14 protein-coding genes are annotated in these 13,952 nt (G+C 64.5%); 5 read left to right on the top strand and 9 right to left on the bottom strand.

Features of this window, described 5'->3' with window-relative positions; genetic code table 11:
* Nucleotides 1–4 precede the first annotated feature (4 nt).
* From rbbA to FB600_RS37665, 3 genes are all read left to right on the top strand, one after another.
* Nucleotides 5–2,782, top strand: a complete 2,778-nt coding sequence (gene rbbA / locus FB600_RS07835) for a ribosome-associated ATPase/putative transporter RbbA (protein WP_145756481.1) — start codon at nt 5–7, stop codon at nt 2,780–2,782.
* Between the two features lie 5 nt (nt 2,783–2,787).
* Nucleotides 2,788–3,912, top strand: a complete 1,125-nt coding sequence (locus FB600_RS07830) for an ABC transporter permease (RefSeq protein WP_046576437.1) — start codon at nt 2,788–2,790, stop codon at nt 3,910–3,912.
* 314 nt (nt 3,913–4,226) lie between these two features.
* Nucleotides 4,227–4,352 (top strand): hypothetical protein, encoded by a 126-nt coding sequence (locus FB600_RS37665; RefSeq protein ID WP_258182192.1) that lies wholly within the window; start codon nt 4,227–4,229, stop codon nt 4,350–4,352.
* A gap of 24 nt (nt 4,353–4,376) precedes the next feature.
* Here FB600_RS37665 and FB600_RS07825 read toward each other — a convergent pair whose 3' ends face one another.
* Entirely contained in the window at nt 4,377–5,300 is a 924-nt protein-coding gene (locus tag FB600_RS07825) for a cation diffusion facilitator family transporter (RefSeq protein WP_096752389.1), read from the bottom strand.
* A gap of 124 nt (nt 5,301–5,424) precedes the next feature.
* Between FB600_RS07825 and FB600_RS38050 the strand changes: the two genes are divergently transcribed.
* Complete coding sequence (locus tag FB600_RS38050) at nt 5,425–5,697, top strand: hypothetical protein (protein ID WP_186110475.1); 273 nt, start codon at nt 5,425–5,427, stop codon at nt 5,695–5,697.
* Between the two features lie 395 nt (nt 5,698–6,092).
* Here the strand turns inward: FB600_RS38050 and aroE are convergent, their stop codons facing one another.
* From aroE to FB600_RS07795, 5 genes are read right to left on the bottom strand one after another with little or no spacing between them, the layout of a single operon-like run.
* Complete coding sequence (aroE, locus tag FB600_RS07815; RefSeq protein WP_145756480.1) at nt 6,093–6,926, bottom strand: shikimate dehydrogenase; 834 nt, start codon at nt 6,924–6,926, stop codon at nt 6,093–6,095.
* On the bottom strand, nt 6,926–8,146 hold the full coding sequence (locus FB600_RS07810; RefSeq protein WP_046576180.1) for a CaiB/BaiF CoA transferase family protein: 1,221 nt from the start codon (nt 8,144–8,146) through the stop codon (nt 6,926–6,928). The genes aroE and FB600_RS07810 overlap by 1 nt, the downstream gene beginning before the upstream one ends.
* Nucleotides 8,146–8,604, bottom strand: coding sequence for a MaoC family dehydratase (locus tag FB600_RS07805; protein ID WP_013689160.1), 459 nt, complete (start codon nt 8,602–8,604; stop codon nt 8,146–8,148). The genes FB600_RS07810 and FB600_RS07805 overlap by 1 nt, the downstream gene beginning before the upstream one ends.
* Before the next feature lies 1 nt (nt 8,605).
* Nucleotides 8,606–8,998 carry a VOC family protein gene (locus FB600_RS07800; RefSeq protein ID WP_046576177.1) on the bottom strand — a complete coding sequence of 131 codons (393 nt, stop codon included), beginning with the start codon at nt 8,996–8,998 and terminating at the stop codon, nt 8,606–8,608.
* Nucleotides 8,995–9,945 (bottom strand): ketopantoate reductase family protein, encoded by a 951-nt coding sequence (locus FB600_RS07795; protein ID WP_036033096.1) that lies wholly within the window; start codon nt 9,943–9,945, stop codon nt 8,995–8,997. The genes FB600_RS07800 and FB600_RS07795 overlap by 4 nt, the downstream gene beginning before the upstream one ends.
* Nucleotides 9,946–10,251: 306 nt before the next feature.
* On the opposite strand from FB600_RS07795, the gene FB600_RS07790 reads away from it, so the two are divergent.
* The gene (locus FB600_RS07790; protein WP_046576176.1) at nt 10,252–11,157 is read left to right on the top strand and encodes a LysR family transcriptional regulator; all 906 of its coding nucleotides are present in this window, start codon (nt 10,252–10,254) and stop codon (nt 11,155–11,157) included.
* Between the two features lie 150 nt (nt 11,158–11,307).
* Here the strand turns inward: FB600_RS07790 and FB600_RS07785 are convergent, their stop codons facing one another.
* The 3 genes from FB600_RS07785 to FB600_RS07775 all read right to left on the bottom strand — a co-directional run bounded on the left by FB600_RS07785 (nt 11,308) and on the right by FB600_RS07775 (nt 13,930).
* Nucleotides 11,308–11,898, bottom strand: a complete 591-nt coding sequence (locus FB600_RS07785) for an HD domain-containing protein (protein ID WP_046576174.1) — start codon at nt 11,896–11,898, stop codon at nt 11,308–11,310.
* Nucleotides 11,899–11,995: 97 nt separating this feature from the next.
* Nucleotides 11,996–12,919 (bottom strand): LysR family transcriptional regulator, encoded by a 924-nt coding sequence (locus FB600_RS07780; RefSeq protein WP_145756479.1) that lies wholly within the window; start codon nt 12,917–12,919, stop codon nt 11,996–11,998.
* Between the two features lie 288 nt (nt 12,920–13,207).
* Nucleotides 13,208–13,930, bottom strand: a complete 723-nt coding sequence (locus FB600_RS07775; RefSeq protein ID WP_145756478.1) for a class II aldolase and adducin N-terminal domain-containing protein — start codon at nt 13,928–13,930, stop codon at nt 13,208–13,210.
* Nucleotides 13,931–13,952 lie beyond the last annotated feature (22 nt).

Genomic DNA, 13,952 nt, shown 5'->3' with positions numbered 1-13,952 from the left:
CGCCATGCCGGCCGGCCTGGCCGACGACGTCCGTAGCGGCGGCACGAGCGGCGCGCCGGTCGTGAGCCTGCATGACGTGACGCTGCGCTACCGCAAGACGGTCGCGCTCGACGGCGTCACGCTCGACATTCCCGCGAGCCGGATGGTCGGCCTGATCGGGCCGGACGGGGTCGGCAAGTCGAGCCTGCTGGCGCTGGCGTCGGGTGCCCGCAAGGTGCAGCGCGGCAGGGTTGACGCGCTGGGCGGCGACATGGCGTCGGCCCGCCACCGCAACCGCGTCTGCTCGCGCATCGCGTACATGCCGCAGGGCCTGGGGAAGAATCTGTACGCGACGCTGTCGGTCGAAGAGAACCTGCAGTTCTTCGCGCGGCTATTCGGCCAAGACGCGGACGAACGCCGCCGCCGCGTCGACGACCTGACGCGCAGTACGGGGCTCTATCCGTTTCTGTCCCGCCCGGCGGGCAAGCTTTCCGGCGGCATGAAGCAGAAGCTCGCGCTGTGCTGCGCGCTGATTCACGACCCGGACCTGCTGATTCTCGACGAGCCGACCACGGGTGTCGATCCGCTCGCGCGCATGCAGTTCTGGAGCCTGATCGCGCGCATTCGCGAAACGCATCCCGCGATGAGCGTGATCGTCGCCACCGCCTATATGGATGAAGCCAAGCGCTTCGACTGGCTCGTCGCGCTCGACGCCGGACGCGTGCTCGCAACCGGCGCGCCGGCCGCGATTCTCGAGCAAACGGATTGCAGCACCCTCGAGGCAGCATTCATTGCGTTGCTGCCGGAGGCGAGACGACGCGGGCACCGCGCTGTCCAGATCCCACCGCTGCAGGCGGCCGACGCAACGGACATGGCGATCGAAGCCCATGATCTGACGATGCGTTTCGGCGATTTCGTCGCGGTCGACCACGTGAGCTTCCGCATCCGCAGGGGCGAGATCTTCGGCTTTCTCGGCTCGAACGGTTGCGGCAAGTCGACCACGATGAAGATGCTGACGGGGCTGCTGCCCGCTATCGAAGGCTCCGCCACGCTGTTCGGGCGCCCGGTGGATCCCGACGATATCGATACGCGCCGACGCGTCGGCTACATGTCGCAAGCGTTCTCGCTGTATGGCGAGCTCACCGTGCGGCAGAACCTGATACTGCACGCGCGGCTGTTCCATGTGAACGAGCGCGAGATTCCCGCGCGCGTCGACGAGATGGTGAACCGCTTCGGCCTGGCGGACGTACTCGGCACGCTGCCCGCGAACCTGTCGCTCGGCGTCAGGCAGCGCCTGTCGCTCGCGGTGGCGATGGTGCACAAGCCGGAACTGCTGATTCTCGACGAACCGACCTCGGGCGTGGACCCGATCGCGCGCGACAGCTTCTGGCAGCTGATGCTCGATCTGGCCCGCCGCGACCGCGTGACGATCTTCATTTCGACGCACTTCATGAACGAAGCCGAGCGCTGCGATCGTATTTCGCTGATGCACGCCGGGAAGGTGCTCGCCAGCGACGCGCCGGCCGCGCTCGTGCGGGCGCGCCGCGCGGCAACGCTCGAAGCGGCATTCATCGGCTATCTGGTCGATGCGGGTGGCGAGCCGGATATCGATACCGCGTCGCCGGTCACGACGATCGCCCCGCCGCGCGAAGCGGCCGCCCGCACGCCCGGCCAGCGCCACTTCAGCCCGGCGCGGATGCTCGGCTACATGTGGCGCGAGGGGCTCGAGCTGCGGCGCGATCCGGTACGCGCGATGCTCGCACTGCTGGGCTCGCTCGTGCTGATGTGCGTGATGGGCTTCGGTATCAACATGGACGTGGAAAACCTCAGCTTCGCGGTGCTCGACCGCGACCAGACCGAACTGAGCCGCGACTACGCGCTGAACATCTCGGGCTCGCGCTACTTCATCCAGCAGGCGCCGCTTGCCGACTACGACGACGTCGACCGGCGCATGCGCGGCGGCCGGCTCTCGCTCGCCGTCGAGATACCGCCGAACTTCGCACGCGACCTGCAGCGCGGCAGACCGGTCGAGATCGGCGCGTGGATAGACGCCGCGATGCCGCAGCGAGCGGAGACGATACGCGGCTACGTGCAAGGCATGCACGCGGCCTGGCTCGCCGATCAGGCGCAGCACCGGCTCGGCGCCGCGCCTGCCGCCCGGCTCGACATCGAGACGCGCTTTCGCTACAACCCCGACGTGAGAAGCCTTCCGGCGATGGTGCCCGCGATCATTCCGATGCTGCTGCTGATGCTGCCGGCGATGCTGACCGCGCTTGCGGTCGTGCGCGAACGGGAACTCGGTTCGATCGTGAACCTGTATGTGACGCCCGTCACGCGCGCGGAATTTCTAATCGGCAAGCAGGTGCCGTACGTGCTGCTTGCGCTCCTCAACTTCCTGCTGATGACACTGACGGCGCGCTTCGCGTTCGGCGTTCCCGTGAAGGGCAGCTTCATCACGCTGCTCGCGGCGGTTCTGATCTTCAGTGTCGTGGCGACCAGCCTTGGGCTGCTCGCGTCCACGTTCACGCGCAGCCAGATTGCCGCCATCTTTCTCACCATCATTGGCACCATGGTGCCGACGGTCCAGTTCGCGGGGCTGATCAATCCGCTTTCTTCGATGGAAGGCAGCGGCCGGATCATCGGACAGATCTATCCCGCCGGCTACATGTTCACGATCAGCCGCGGCGTGTTCAACAAGGCGCTCGGCTTCGACGAATTGCGGACACAGTTCTGGCCGCTGCTCGTCACGATACCGGTGGTGATGCTGGTAACGATGGCGATGCTGCGCAAGCAGGAGACTTGACGATGATACGCAGGCTATCGAACATCTACCGGCTCGGCATCAAGGAACTGTGGAGCCTGCGCCGCGATCCGATCATGCTCGTGCTGATCGTCTACACGTTTACCGTATCGATCTACTCGGCCGCGACGGCGCAGCCCGATACGCTGCACAAGGCGCCGATCGCGGTGGTCGACGAGGATGCCTCGCCGCTTTCGGCACGGATTGTCGAGGCATTTTTTCCGCCGCAGTTCGACACGCCCGCGCTCATTTCGTCATCGGCCGTCGACCGGGGTCTCGACACCGGCACGTACACATTCGCGCTCGATATTCCGCCGAATTTCCAGCGCGACGTTCTCGCGGGCCGTCGCGCCGTCATCCAGCTGAACGTCGATGCGACCCGGATGAGTCAGGCCTTCACCGGCAGCGGCTACGTGCAGCAGATCGTCAGCGGCGAAGTCGATACGTTCGCCCGGCGCTATCGGGCGAATACGGAGCTGCCCGTCGATATCGCCGTCCACATGCGCTTCAACCCGAACCTCGAGCACGTGCGATTCGGCGCATTGATGGAGATAATCAACAGCGTCACGATGCTGTCGATCATTCTCACCGGTGCGGCGCTCATCCGGGAACGCGAGCACGGCACCATCGAACATTTGTTGGTCATGCCCGTGACGCCGGCGGAAATCATGCTCTCGAAGGTCTGGTCGATGGGGCTGGTCGTCCTCGCTGCCGCTGCGTTCTCGCTGAGGTTCGTCGTACGTGGGGCGCTGCACGTGCCGGTCGAGGGATCGGTGGCACTATTCATGCTGGGCGCCGCCCTGCACCTGTTCGCGACGACGTCGATGGGCATTTTCCTCGCGACGCTCGCCCGCAGCATGCCGCAGTTCGGCATGCTGATCGTGCTCGTGCTGCTGCCGTTGCAGATGCTGTCGGGCAGCATCACGCCACGGGAGAGCATGCCGCAAATCGTTCAGGACATCATGCTCGCGGCCCCCACCACGCACTTCGTCGAACTGGGACAGGCAATACTTTACCGGGGCGCGGGCATCGACGTGGTGTGGCGGCCTTTCTGCGCATTGCTCGCGATCGGCGCCACGCTGTTCGCGCTATCGCTGCGCAGGTTTCGCAAAACCATCAGCCAGATGGCCTAGCCGCCCCGCAGGAAGCCCGCTGAATTTCATGGCCGGCATGTATGTTCGACGCGTGCCCTGAAACGCAATCGGGCGATCAACCCTTACCGATGTCAAACGCGGCGTGGCACCTCACGGCTGACGTGATTCGGAACAGCCGGGACGCTTCGCAAGCTGGTTCGCGTCGTCGACGACATAGTCCCGGGCCTGCTCCGCTTTCGGGTCCGTCCGCCGACGGCGGCCATGCTCGGTCGAGCAGGCGACGAATGCCGTCGCAAGGCCGCACCGGCGGGCGGCGGCGAGGCAGCCTTCGGCTGGGGCGAGAAGGCCATGCGATGAGCACCCTGCACGGCGTGCTCGCGCGAGTGCTGCTCGCCGCCATCTGCCAGCACGGCGGTGCTGCCGTGCTGCGTCGCTTCGTGCCGCGCGACGGCTTGCTGCAACGCATGTTGCCCTGGTAGCACGCCCGAGGCCGCCCGGGTTATTCAGGCGTGCCGCGGCATGCCCATGCGCCGCCCGTCCGGCGCCACCGGATCGACGTGCGTCATGACGCCAAGCACGCGGTGCCGCGACATCAGGTTGTTCTCGACCGCCGTGGCGATCTCGTGCCCCTCGACGATCGAGCGGCTCGCCTCGACCTCGAGATGCACGTCGACCAGGATCATGTCGCCCATCTTGCGGGTGCGCAGCGCGTGGAAGCCAACCACGCCCGGCGTGGCCCCCACCGTCTCGCCGATGCGCGCCACCTCCTCGTCGTCGACCGCGCGATCCATCAGGTCGTTGATGGCCGTCCACGCGAACCGGGCGCCCATCCGGATGACCATCGTGCCGACGATCAGCGCGGCCACCGGGTCGAGGATCGGATAGCCGAGCAGGTTGCCGGCGATGCCGGCCAGCACCACGAGCGACGAGGCCGCGTCGGATCGCGCATGCCAGGCGTTGGCGGCCAGCATGCTCGAGCGCAGCCGCTTCGCGATCCGCAGCATGTAGCGGAACAGCAGCTCCTTGGTCACCAGCGCCGCCGCAGCCATCCACAGTGCCACCGTGTGCACGCTGGCGATCAACGACGGCTCGGCGCACTTGCGCAGCGCCACCCACAGCATGCCGATGCCGACCGTCAGCAACAGCACGCCGAGGATCAGGCTGGCGGCGGTCTCGTAGCGTTGATGCCCGTAGGGATGGTCGCGATCGGGCGCCTTGCGGCTCTGCCGGCTCGCGATCAGCACGACGAAATCGGCGATGAGATCGGACAGTGAATGCACGCCGTCCGACACCAGCGCCTGCGAGTGCGCCGCTATGCCGATCGTCATCTGGGCGACCGACAGCGCCAGGTTCACCACGGCGCTGACGAGCGTGCTGCGCCGGCCGGCGTCGCGTGGCGGCGTCTCGGGCGAGGCGGCTTCGGTCATGGTGGTTCCCCTGGAAGTGATGTAACGAAAATCGGTGGCGTCCTGAGGCCGGATTGTCGCATCGGGAACGCCGGAACACGGCATAACCCCTTGTTTTTGCTTTAAAAACAAATGGAAATGCGTCTTGGTTCTCTTCACGGAACCGGACCGACTTGACGCCGCTGAGAGCACCTCGCGTCTATCACGGGCGCTGGGGCCGAGCAAAGGCTGTCCGTACTTTCCACCCCTGTCGATCGTCGCCGGGCCGGAAGAGCTGACGGCCCGCGTCATCGTGGTGCGGTTCCACGTGCCCAACGCGACGCGCGCCTTTCATCTGAAGGAATGGATGCATGCCGGGCGAGTCACGCGGGAGCGCGTCGGGCGCACCTTGATTTACCGGCCGCCTACGCGCGGATGAACGCCGTCATCGGATTCCTCACCGAAAACTGCTGCCAGCGGCAGGCAGGTCTGGGCCCGGGCACGAATCCAGACCCATGCGAAGCGCGAATGCCCGCCACGCGACGCGTGGAGCCAATCGATTCCCCAAGCCTGGAATCCATATGCTTGAGTGGGCGACGTTATTGATGATCTCACCAACACAATGTCGTCGATTCGCTTACGAGTCACAATGGCTGCGCGGATCCAAGCCCGAACGTTTTCCGCGAAGGCCGGCATATCGGACCGCAATGCGCAAGGATGCGTCGCGCCGCGCACCTCGGGCCGATCGATCCTCCGCGTCGACAGCGAGCCGCCGGCAGCGGCGTCGCGGCAAGAACGCTATGTCTGCGGTGTCGTCGGCAGCCTCCAAGCGCTTCAATCGAGGGGAAAGGTCAGCCGGTCGATCACCGCCCGGGTTCGAGGACGCACGCCGCGCCACCACGAGAACGCTTCGGCCGCCTGTTCGACAAGCATGCCGACTCCGTCGGCGATACCCAGGACACCGGCGTCGCGTGCGAGTCGCAGGAAAGGGGTGAGGCGTTTGCCATAGGCGAGTTCGTAAGCCGTGCTGCCTGCACTGAACACGCTCGGCGGTACAGGAGGCAGTTCGCCCGTGAGACTCGCCGACGTCGCGTTGACCACCAGATCGAAGCGTCCCATCGCAGCGAGCTCACCATACCCGCATGCGACAAGCGAGTCCTCCGTCGCGACTTGTGCCAGGAGCCCTTCGACCTTCGCGACGTCGCGGTTCGCGACGACCAGCTCGGCGGGCCGCGCGGCGATGAACGGCAGCAAGGCACCCCGCACCGCGCCTCCCGCGCCGAGCAGCAGCACGCGCTTGCCGGCCATCGGCAGCTCAAGGTTGACTTCGATATCGCGGACGAGGCCAACGCCGTCGAAGTTCTCGGCGATGATCCGGCCGTCCCTGAAACTCAGCGCATTCGCCGCGCCGGCGAGCATTGCCCGTTCACTGCGTTCGTCGGCCATCGCGAACGCCTTCAGCTTGAACGGGGCGGTCACGTTCAAGCCCTTGCCGCCGCCGGCAATGAACGACCGGACGGCGGCCTCGAACGCGCCGTCCGGCTGCAAGGGTCCCTCGATGGCCGTGTACACCATGTCCTGTTTCGATGCTTCGGCGAACAGTCCATGAATCAACGGGGACTTTGTATGGCCGATCGGATTGCCGATCACGGCGTACTGGTCGCGCATCAGGGCCTCGCATTCGAATACAGCACGCCGTCGGCCTGCATCGCATCGATCTCGGCCGCGCCGAACCCGAGCGACGCGGCCACCTCCGCGTTATGTTGACCGAGGTCCGGTCCGACATCGCGGATGCGCGTGTCGCAGTCGGAGAAGCGAAACGGCAGGTCAGGCAGGCGCAACTTGCCGAAGCGCGGATGCTCCTGCTCGATCACCATGCCTCGCGCGATGATCTGCGGGTCCGCCAGCACCTCGTCGATGCGCTGCACTTTCGCGCAAGGCACGTCGATGCCGTCGAGCAGGGCGAGCACCTCGGCAACTGGGCGCCCCGCCACCCACGGCTTCACGACCGACAGGATGTCCAGGCGGTTGGCGTTGCGGCCGTTCAGGCTGTGGAACCGCGCGTCCGTGCCGAAACCGGCAGGTCCGCCGTGTGCCTCGACGAGCGCAGCAAAGCGCTTCCACGCGTCGTCCACCTGCGCGGCGATGACCAGGTCGCCGTCCGCGGCCCGGAACACGCCGTAAAGCGTGGACGAGGGCATGTCGTGACCGGTCTGCTCGGGGACGATGCCCTGCATCGTGTAGCACTGCACGGCGTACTCGTGCATCGACACCAGGGTGTCGTACAAGGCCATGTCGATATGCTGGCCGCGACCGCTCCTCATGCGCCCCAGCAACGCGGCGTTGATCGCGGCCACCGCGTGAATGCCGGTGTACATGTCGCCGAGGGAAATGCGCATCAGCGGCGGCGGCTCCCCCGGGTTGCCGATCATCTGCATGATGCCGCTCTTCGCTTCGGCGATCAGGCCGAAGCCGGCTCGATGCGCGTCGGGTCCCGTATGGCCGTAGGCGGAGATGGAGCAGTAGACGAGCTTGGGATTGCGCGCCGACAGTTCCTCGTAACCGAGCCCGAGCCTGGCCAGCGCACCCGGGCGGTAATTCTCCACGAATACATCGGCCGAGTCGCACAGGCGCAGCATGAAGTCCTTTCCACGAGGATCGCGCATGTTGACGCTGACGCCGCGCTTGCCCATGTTCAACTGCAGGAAATAAGCGCTTTGCTCGTCGTCCAATATGGTGGCGTGCTGGCGCCCCGGATCGCCGCTGCCTGGGCGTTCCACCTTGATCACGTCGGCGCCGAGCGCCGCGAGGCAACGTCCGACGTAGGGAGCAGCGAGAAAATGGCTGTAGTCGACAACGCGAATACCCTCGAGGGGACGTGCCTGCATCACAATGCTCCCGGGCGGCGCGGCACCATCAGACGATGCTCGCCATGCTGGACGACCTGGCCGTCCTGGTTGATCAACTCCGATGGCAGCACGACGATGCCCCAATCCGGGCGGCTCTTGCTTGCCCGCATCATGCCGACGCGAAACTTCACGTGCAACACGTCGTTCACCTTGATCGGCAGGTTGAAGTCCCACGTCCACCCGAGCGACATGCCCGGCAAGAAACGGTATTCGCTCTGGGTTTTGAGGCCGTCCGCAATCGACAGGCCGAACAGGCCGTGCGCGACGATCGAACCGAAATGGCTGGCATTGGCATACTCCTCATCGACATGGACGGGCGTGTGATCGCCAGTCAGGTCGGCATAGGCGAGAATGCGCTCCCTGGTCACCGTATAAGTCGGACTCGTGCACGCGTCGCCCTCGCGGGCGTCGTCCCAGTATTTATCGACAATCGTCATCTCAGGCCTCCGCGCGCGGGTTGATGTCCAGTGCACGCGCCACGCAGGAGGCGGGCCTGGCCTGGATCAGTTCGACAGCCAGGCCGTCGGGCAGGCGCAACCAGTTGCGGCCCTGCGGCATCTCGCTGACTTGGTAGCGCAGCGCCGCGGCCAGCGCGGCTTCCATGTCTTCGCACATCACGCCGAGGTGGCCGAGCCGCCCCTCGGGCGCATCATGGTTCGGGTCGTGCATGAATTGCAGGCCGCCGAGCGTCCAATACTGGCGAGGTGCGTCGAGCGTGCCGTCGACCTCGCGCATCGTCATGCCCAGCACGTCCTCGAAAAACCGGATATGCCAGTGGATGTCCTTCACCCAGATGGCCACGTGTTCCAGATAAGCCTTGCTGCCGTTCATGCGCTTGTCTCCCTTCTTTTTCGATCGGCCATGCAGCGTTCGATGCCCTTGATACAGGCAACGAGGGTCGCGTTGACCGGAGTCGGCACGCCGTGACGTTGCCCCCAGCGCACCACCGCACCGTTGATGAAGTCGATTTCGGTGATGGATCCTTTTTCGAGGCTTTGCAGCATCGATGTCTTGAAGCCCGACGAAAGCCCCGCGCCGGCCAGCGTCCAGGCACGCTCGGGTTCGGTGGTCGAGAGCTTGACGCCAGCGGCATCGGCGACCGTCATCGCTTCGGCTACCGCCGCGAGCGCGACCTTCTTCAGCAGCGGTTCGTCGTAGAGCTGCCCATAGGTGAGCCCCGTGGTACCCGTCAGTGCGCCGGTGGCGACGTTGACCAGCAACTTGTCCCACATCGTGCCGACGATATTGGCGCTGACGCTCGTGTCCAGTCCTGATGCGTTGAACGTTGCGGCGATGGCATTCACGCGAGCGCTGATCCGCCCGTCCAGCTCGCCGATATGGGTCGCCTTTCCGACGACCCCGGACTCGATATGCCCCGGGCCGCGCATCACGCCGCCGACATAGGTCTTGCCGGCCAGCACCCGTTCGCGCCCGACGATGTCGGCCAGCATGTCCTCGTGTCCCAGCCCGTTCTGCAATGACAGGACAAGCGTGTCGGGACCCAGCAGGGCGAGTGAGCCGCGCATCGCCGCGTCGGTGTCGAACGACTTGACCAGCACGATGACCAGATCGACAACACCGGCCTCGGCGGCGCGCGTCGTGGCGTGGACTTTCACGCGACGGGAACCGCTCGCATCGTCGACCTGCAGACCGTCACGCACCATTGCGTCGACATGGGCCGCCGAGCGATTCAGCAGCCAGACCTCGTTGCCGCCCTCGCTCAGCGCCGCGCCAATCGCGCAACCCAGCGCCCCCGCACCCAGAATTGCAATCTTCACCGCCACCTCCTTGACAGGGAGATCACGATACAAGTCGCAAACCATGCCGGCAATTCAATGGAATAAATAGCGTCATTGCCTGGTGCAATAACGGTGCATCCACCGAAACCTTTTTATGGGTCGCCGACCGGGGCTCTTGGCAGGGCGCACCCAGTTGCGCAGCGTCGCAAACACGAGCTGCGGGGTGGGGAAAGCGAGCGTCGATCGACGGCGATTTCGTCCCGGCCTGGAACGCAAGCGACGAGCCGGCCTTCATTCGCGCGATGCTATGATTTCCATCACGTCATTGCACTGCACAATAGCTCCATGAACCCGACCGAACTACCCGATCTGAAGCTGCTGCAGCTGTTCGATCTTCTTTACGACGTCCGCAGCGTCACCCGCGTGGCCGAGCAGCTTGGCCAGAGTCAGCCGACGATCAGCATCTGGTTGGGGCGCTTGCGGGAGCATCTGCAGGACCCGCTATTCGTCCGGACTCCTGCCGGCATGGCACCGACGCCGCAAGCCGACGCATTGATCGGGCCTTGCCGCGAAATCCTGGAGTCGCTGCGACGCTTCACTGCCTGGGAAATCGCATTCGATCCCGCCACGGCCAAGCGGCGTTTTCGGATCTGCATGACCGACGCCAGCCATATCACGCTATTGCCACGCATGCTGGCGCACGTGCGCATGCGGGCGCCTGGCCTACGCCTGGAAGCCACGCGCATAGACGGCAACACCGAACGGGCGCTCGAATCAGGCGAGGCGGACCTTGCAATCGGTCATGTGCCCTGGCTTGGAGGCGGAATCTATCAACAGCAGCTCTATATGCAAGACTGGATCTGTCTGGCGAATCGTCGTCATCCGCGGTTGAAGGGCAAGCTGGGCCTCAAGCAATACCGCGCCGAGGGACACGTCGCCATCGCGGCGGGAACAGGCGCGCAGCTTCTGGAGCAGGCCTTGGTGCGTGAGCACATCGAGCGCGACGTGGTGTTGGAATTGCCGGGATTCCTCGGACTTGGCGCGATCATCAAGAGCACCGACCTGATAGCGACGCTGCCGCGGCACATCGGCGAAACCCTGGCGAAACTCAATGATCTGGCGGTTCATGCCTGTCCGGTTCCGGTGGACGGCTTCGCGGTAAGGCAGCACTGGCACGCCCGGTATCATCACGAAGCGGGAAACCGCTGGTTGCGCAGCCTGGTCGTGCAATTGTTCTGCAACGCGGATTGAGCGTGCGCCGCCGTCCGCCCTCGGGCGATGGCGTAAACCGCGGAATCAGCGGTTCCGGCGCCATCATCGACTCCTTACCGATTTTGCGTCTTGCCATGCAGCACGGCGATGCGACGTCGACAGCATCCTGTCCAGGTTGGGTCAGCCACGCTAAGCGAAGACAGCAGGGTTCTTCCTACGGTTCGCGAAGAATTCCCGCATCAGCGGTTTGAACGCTTCCAGCGTGAGGCTTTCGTATGAAGTGTTGAAGGCCTTGTCGTCGTAGAGATCGACGAACTGGATGGCATCGTCGTAGTACGGACTTTCGATGAATTTCTCTCGCGCATTCTTGTCGAGACCGATCTTGTCCCAGTAGTAGTAGCCCTGGAACGTGGTGTGGTGTTGCAGGATAAAGTGGTTGCTGGGGGAAATATAGTTCTTCAGAAGGCTCGCGATTACGGCATCGTGACTGAATGGATCGAAGAGTTCGCCGACATCGTGCAGCAGGGCACAGACGACGTATTCGTGGTCGCGGCCGTCTCGCAATGCCAGAGACGCCGACTGCAGCGAGTGCTCCAGCCGATCGATCGGAAAGCCTTCGGTGCTATGCCGAAGCTGGACAAGAAAATTGCTGTACAGATTCGTCAGGTATTCCGGATCCGTATAGTGATTGAGGCCTTGCACGATGCGTTCCACGTCGGACAGCGTCGACTCGGCCATCGTCGTGTAGGTCGGCTGGGGAAGGCCGCTGGCGGTTTGCATGTTCTTCTCCTTGGTTGGAGCCCTTGGGTGCCAAGAGCGAGGCCAGTCTAGCTTTTGAGCGGGCGCCCAACCACGGAAGAAATCCTAAAAGATTGTTTCAGGTTTTTGCGGGACCGTCCGGCGAATCGAACCATCGGATAACGTGATCGATAAAGGCCGTGGCGATGCGGCTGTTTCGCTTTCTGGTCGGGTAGACGAGACAGACGTCGACATTGAGATCGCGCAGTCGATATTCGGGAAGTAACTGGACCAGTTTGCCGCCGGCGATGGCTGTCTGCGCGAGCCGCTGAGGGAGCACGGAGAAGCCGCATCCGGACAACGTGAGTTCGTGGAGCATCTGCGCGTTGTTGCAGATGACCTGGGGTATGAGATCGATGATCTCGTCTTCCTCTGCGCCCTCCGCCGCGGCGAGGCGAAGGCTCATGCCTCGACGATCACCAGGCCGGCCGAGAAACACCAATTTCTGGAGATCGGAAGGCGTCGATATCCGACCTGCACTGGACAGGTAACGAGGCGCGGCGGCGATCACGTACGAGTATGTGATCAATTGACGGGCGACGACCGTTTCCGTCGGAATCAGGTAGTCGGCAAGGAGGGCGACTTCGACGGCTTCGTCGACGAGGTTGAAACCGTCGTCCATCGTGAAGAAATCCAACTGGATCAACGGGTAGCGATGCACGAAGTCCGCGACGACAGGCGCCATGTGAGAGAACGCGACGGCACTTCCGGACATCACCTTGAGGCGGCCTCGCAGGGCATCGTTGGCCGACGTGACCTGGTTCTCGGTGTCGTCTATCAGCTCGAGCGCGCGTTTGCATCCTTCCAGATACGTCGCGCCGGCGTCAGTCAATGAAATGCGTCGCGTCGTACGCTGGAAAAGCCTGATATTCAGGCGCTCCTCCAACTGGCCGATTAAACGCGTAATGGTTGGGACCGAGCTGTTGAGTTGTTCGGCCGCGCGGCTGAAGCTTCCTGCCTCGGCCACCCGTTCGAAAGCCCGCATCGCATTCAAGACGTCCATGGCGCGCGTCCGCAAGGGTTGCTTGTTGTCGAATAGGTGATCTTATAGGAGCCTTCGTAGTGGTGGAATATCCGCGCGGCGACTCGATGGCAAGTACGGGTGGAACCCGGCCCCGCCTCGCTTCCACGGACGGAAGATCAGGCTGCGATCATCGGCATGCGGACCTCGTCGATATCCAGGCGAGCCTGCGCTCGCGTTTCATGCCGAACCGGCCGGCTCGCAGCATCGCGCTGCCGGTCGCCTGAGCCGATCTCCGTGCTTGATGCGTGCCGCCCCGGCCGCCCTGCCTCAGTCGCGATAAGACGGCGACGCCTCGTCAAGGACACGCTTCATCTCCTCGAAATGCGCGATCGAGAAATCGCGAATCCCCTCCCAGTCGCGCGCGGTGCGCTCGGCCACCCGATCCGACAGCACGTTGATCGGCTTGCCGGTGGCATAGGCGTTGACGAGGATCCGGCAGGCGCGCTCCAGCGTGTACATGTCGTCGAATGCCTCGCCGATGGTTTCGGCCGTGACCAGCACCCCGTGATTGCCCATCATCAGCCGCGACTTGCCATCGAGCAGCGCGACGAGGCGCGCGCCCTCGTCGTCCGAATCGGCCATGCCCGAGAACGAGGTATCGAGCGCGACGCGCCGGAAGTAGCGCGCGGTGTTCTGTTCGATCGGCAGGATGGTCGGATCGGCAAGCGTGGCGATCGTGGTCGCATGGATCGGGTGCAGGTGCATCGCCACGCGTACCTGCGGCAGGCGCCGGTGCAACTGGCCGTGGATCGCCCAGGCGGTCGGATCGACGCTGCCGTCGGCCACGCAGGACGGATCGTCGGCGTCGAGCAGCACCAGGTCGCTGGCCCTGATCCGCGAGAAGTGCTGCCATTTTCGGTTCATCAGGAAGCGGCGGCCATCGTCGGAGACGGCGACGCTGAAATGATTGGCGACCGCCTCGTGCATGTCCAGGCGGGCGAAGCAGCGGAACGCGGCGGCGAGATCGATACGAAGCTGGGTTTCGGTCATGGCGGGAACGGTAGGGGAACGG

This window comes from Burkholderia sp. SJZ089 (genome assembly GCF_007828315.1).
Lineage (GTDB): Bacteria > Pseudomonadota > Gammaproteobacteria > Burkholderiales > Burkholderiaceae > Burkholderia > Burkholderia gladioli.
Note: the sequence above shows the minus strand (reverse complement) of the source record. Positions and strands in the feature narration are given on the sequence as shown.

Coding starts and splice junctions, on each gene's coding strand:
- FB600_RS07810 (WP_046576180.1), bottom strand. CDS start 8,146: ATGCAGGCACGTCCCCTCGAGGGTATTCGCGTTGTCGACTACAGCCAT.
- rbbA (WP_145756481.1), top strand. CDS start 5: ATGCCGGCCGGCCTGGCCGACGACGTCCGTAGCGGCGGCACGAGCGGC.
- FB600_RS07785 (WP_046576174.1), bottom strand. CDS start 11,898: ATGCAAACCGCCAGCGGCCTTCCCCAGCCGACCTACACGACGATGGCC.
- FB600_RS07805 (WP_013689160.1), bottom strand. CDS start 8,604: ATGACGATTGTCGATAAATACTGGGACGACGCCCGCGAGGGCGACGCG.
- FB600_RS07800 (WP_046576177.1), bottom strand. CDS start 8,998: ATGAACGGCAGCAAGGCTTATCTGGAACACGTGGCCATCTGGGTGAAG.
- FB600_RS07775 (WP_145756478.1), bottom strand. CDS start 13,930: ATGACCGAAACCCAGCTTCGTATCGATCTCGCCGCCGCGTTCCGCTGC.
- FB600_RS07790 (WP_046576176.1), top strand. CDS start 10,252: ATGAACCCGACCGAACTACCCGATCTGAAGCTGCTGCAGCTGTTCGAT.
- aroE (WP_145756480.1), bottom strand. CDS start 6,926: ATGCGCGACCAGTACGCCGTGATCGGCAATCCGATCGGCCATACAAAG.
- FB600_RS37665 (WP_258182192.1), top strand. CDS start 4,227: ATGAGCACCCTGCACGGCGTGCTCGCGCGAGTGCTGCTCGCCGCCATC.
- FB600_RS07825 (WP_096752389.1), bottom strand. CDS start 5,300: ATGACCGAAGCCGCCTCGCCCGAGACGCCGCCACGCGACGCCGGCCGG.
- FB600_RS07780 (WP_145756479.1), bottom strand. CDS start 12,919: ATGGACGTCTTGAATGCGATGCGGGCTTTCGAACGGGTGGCCGAGGCA.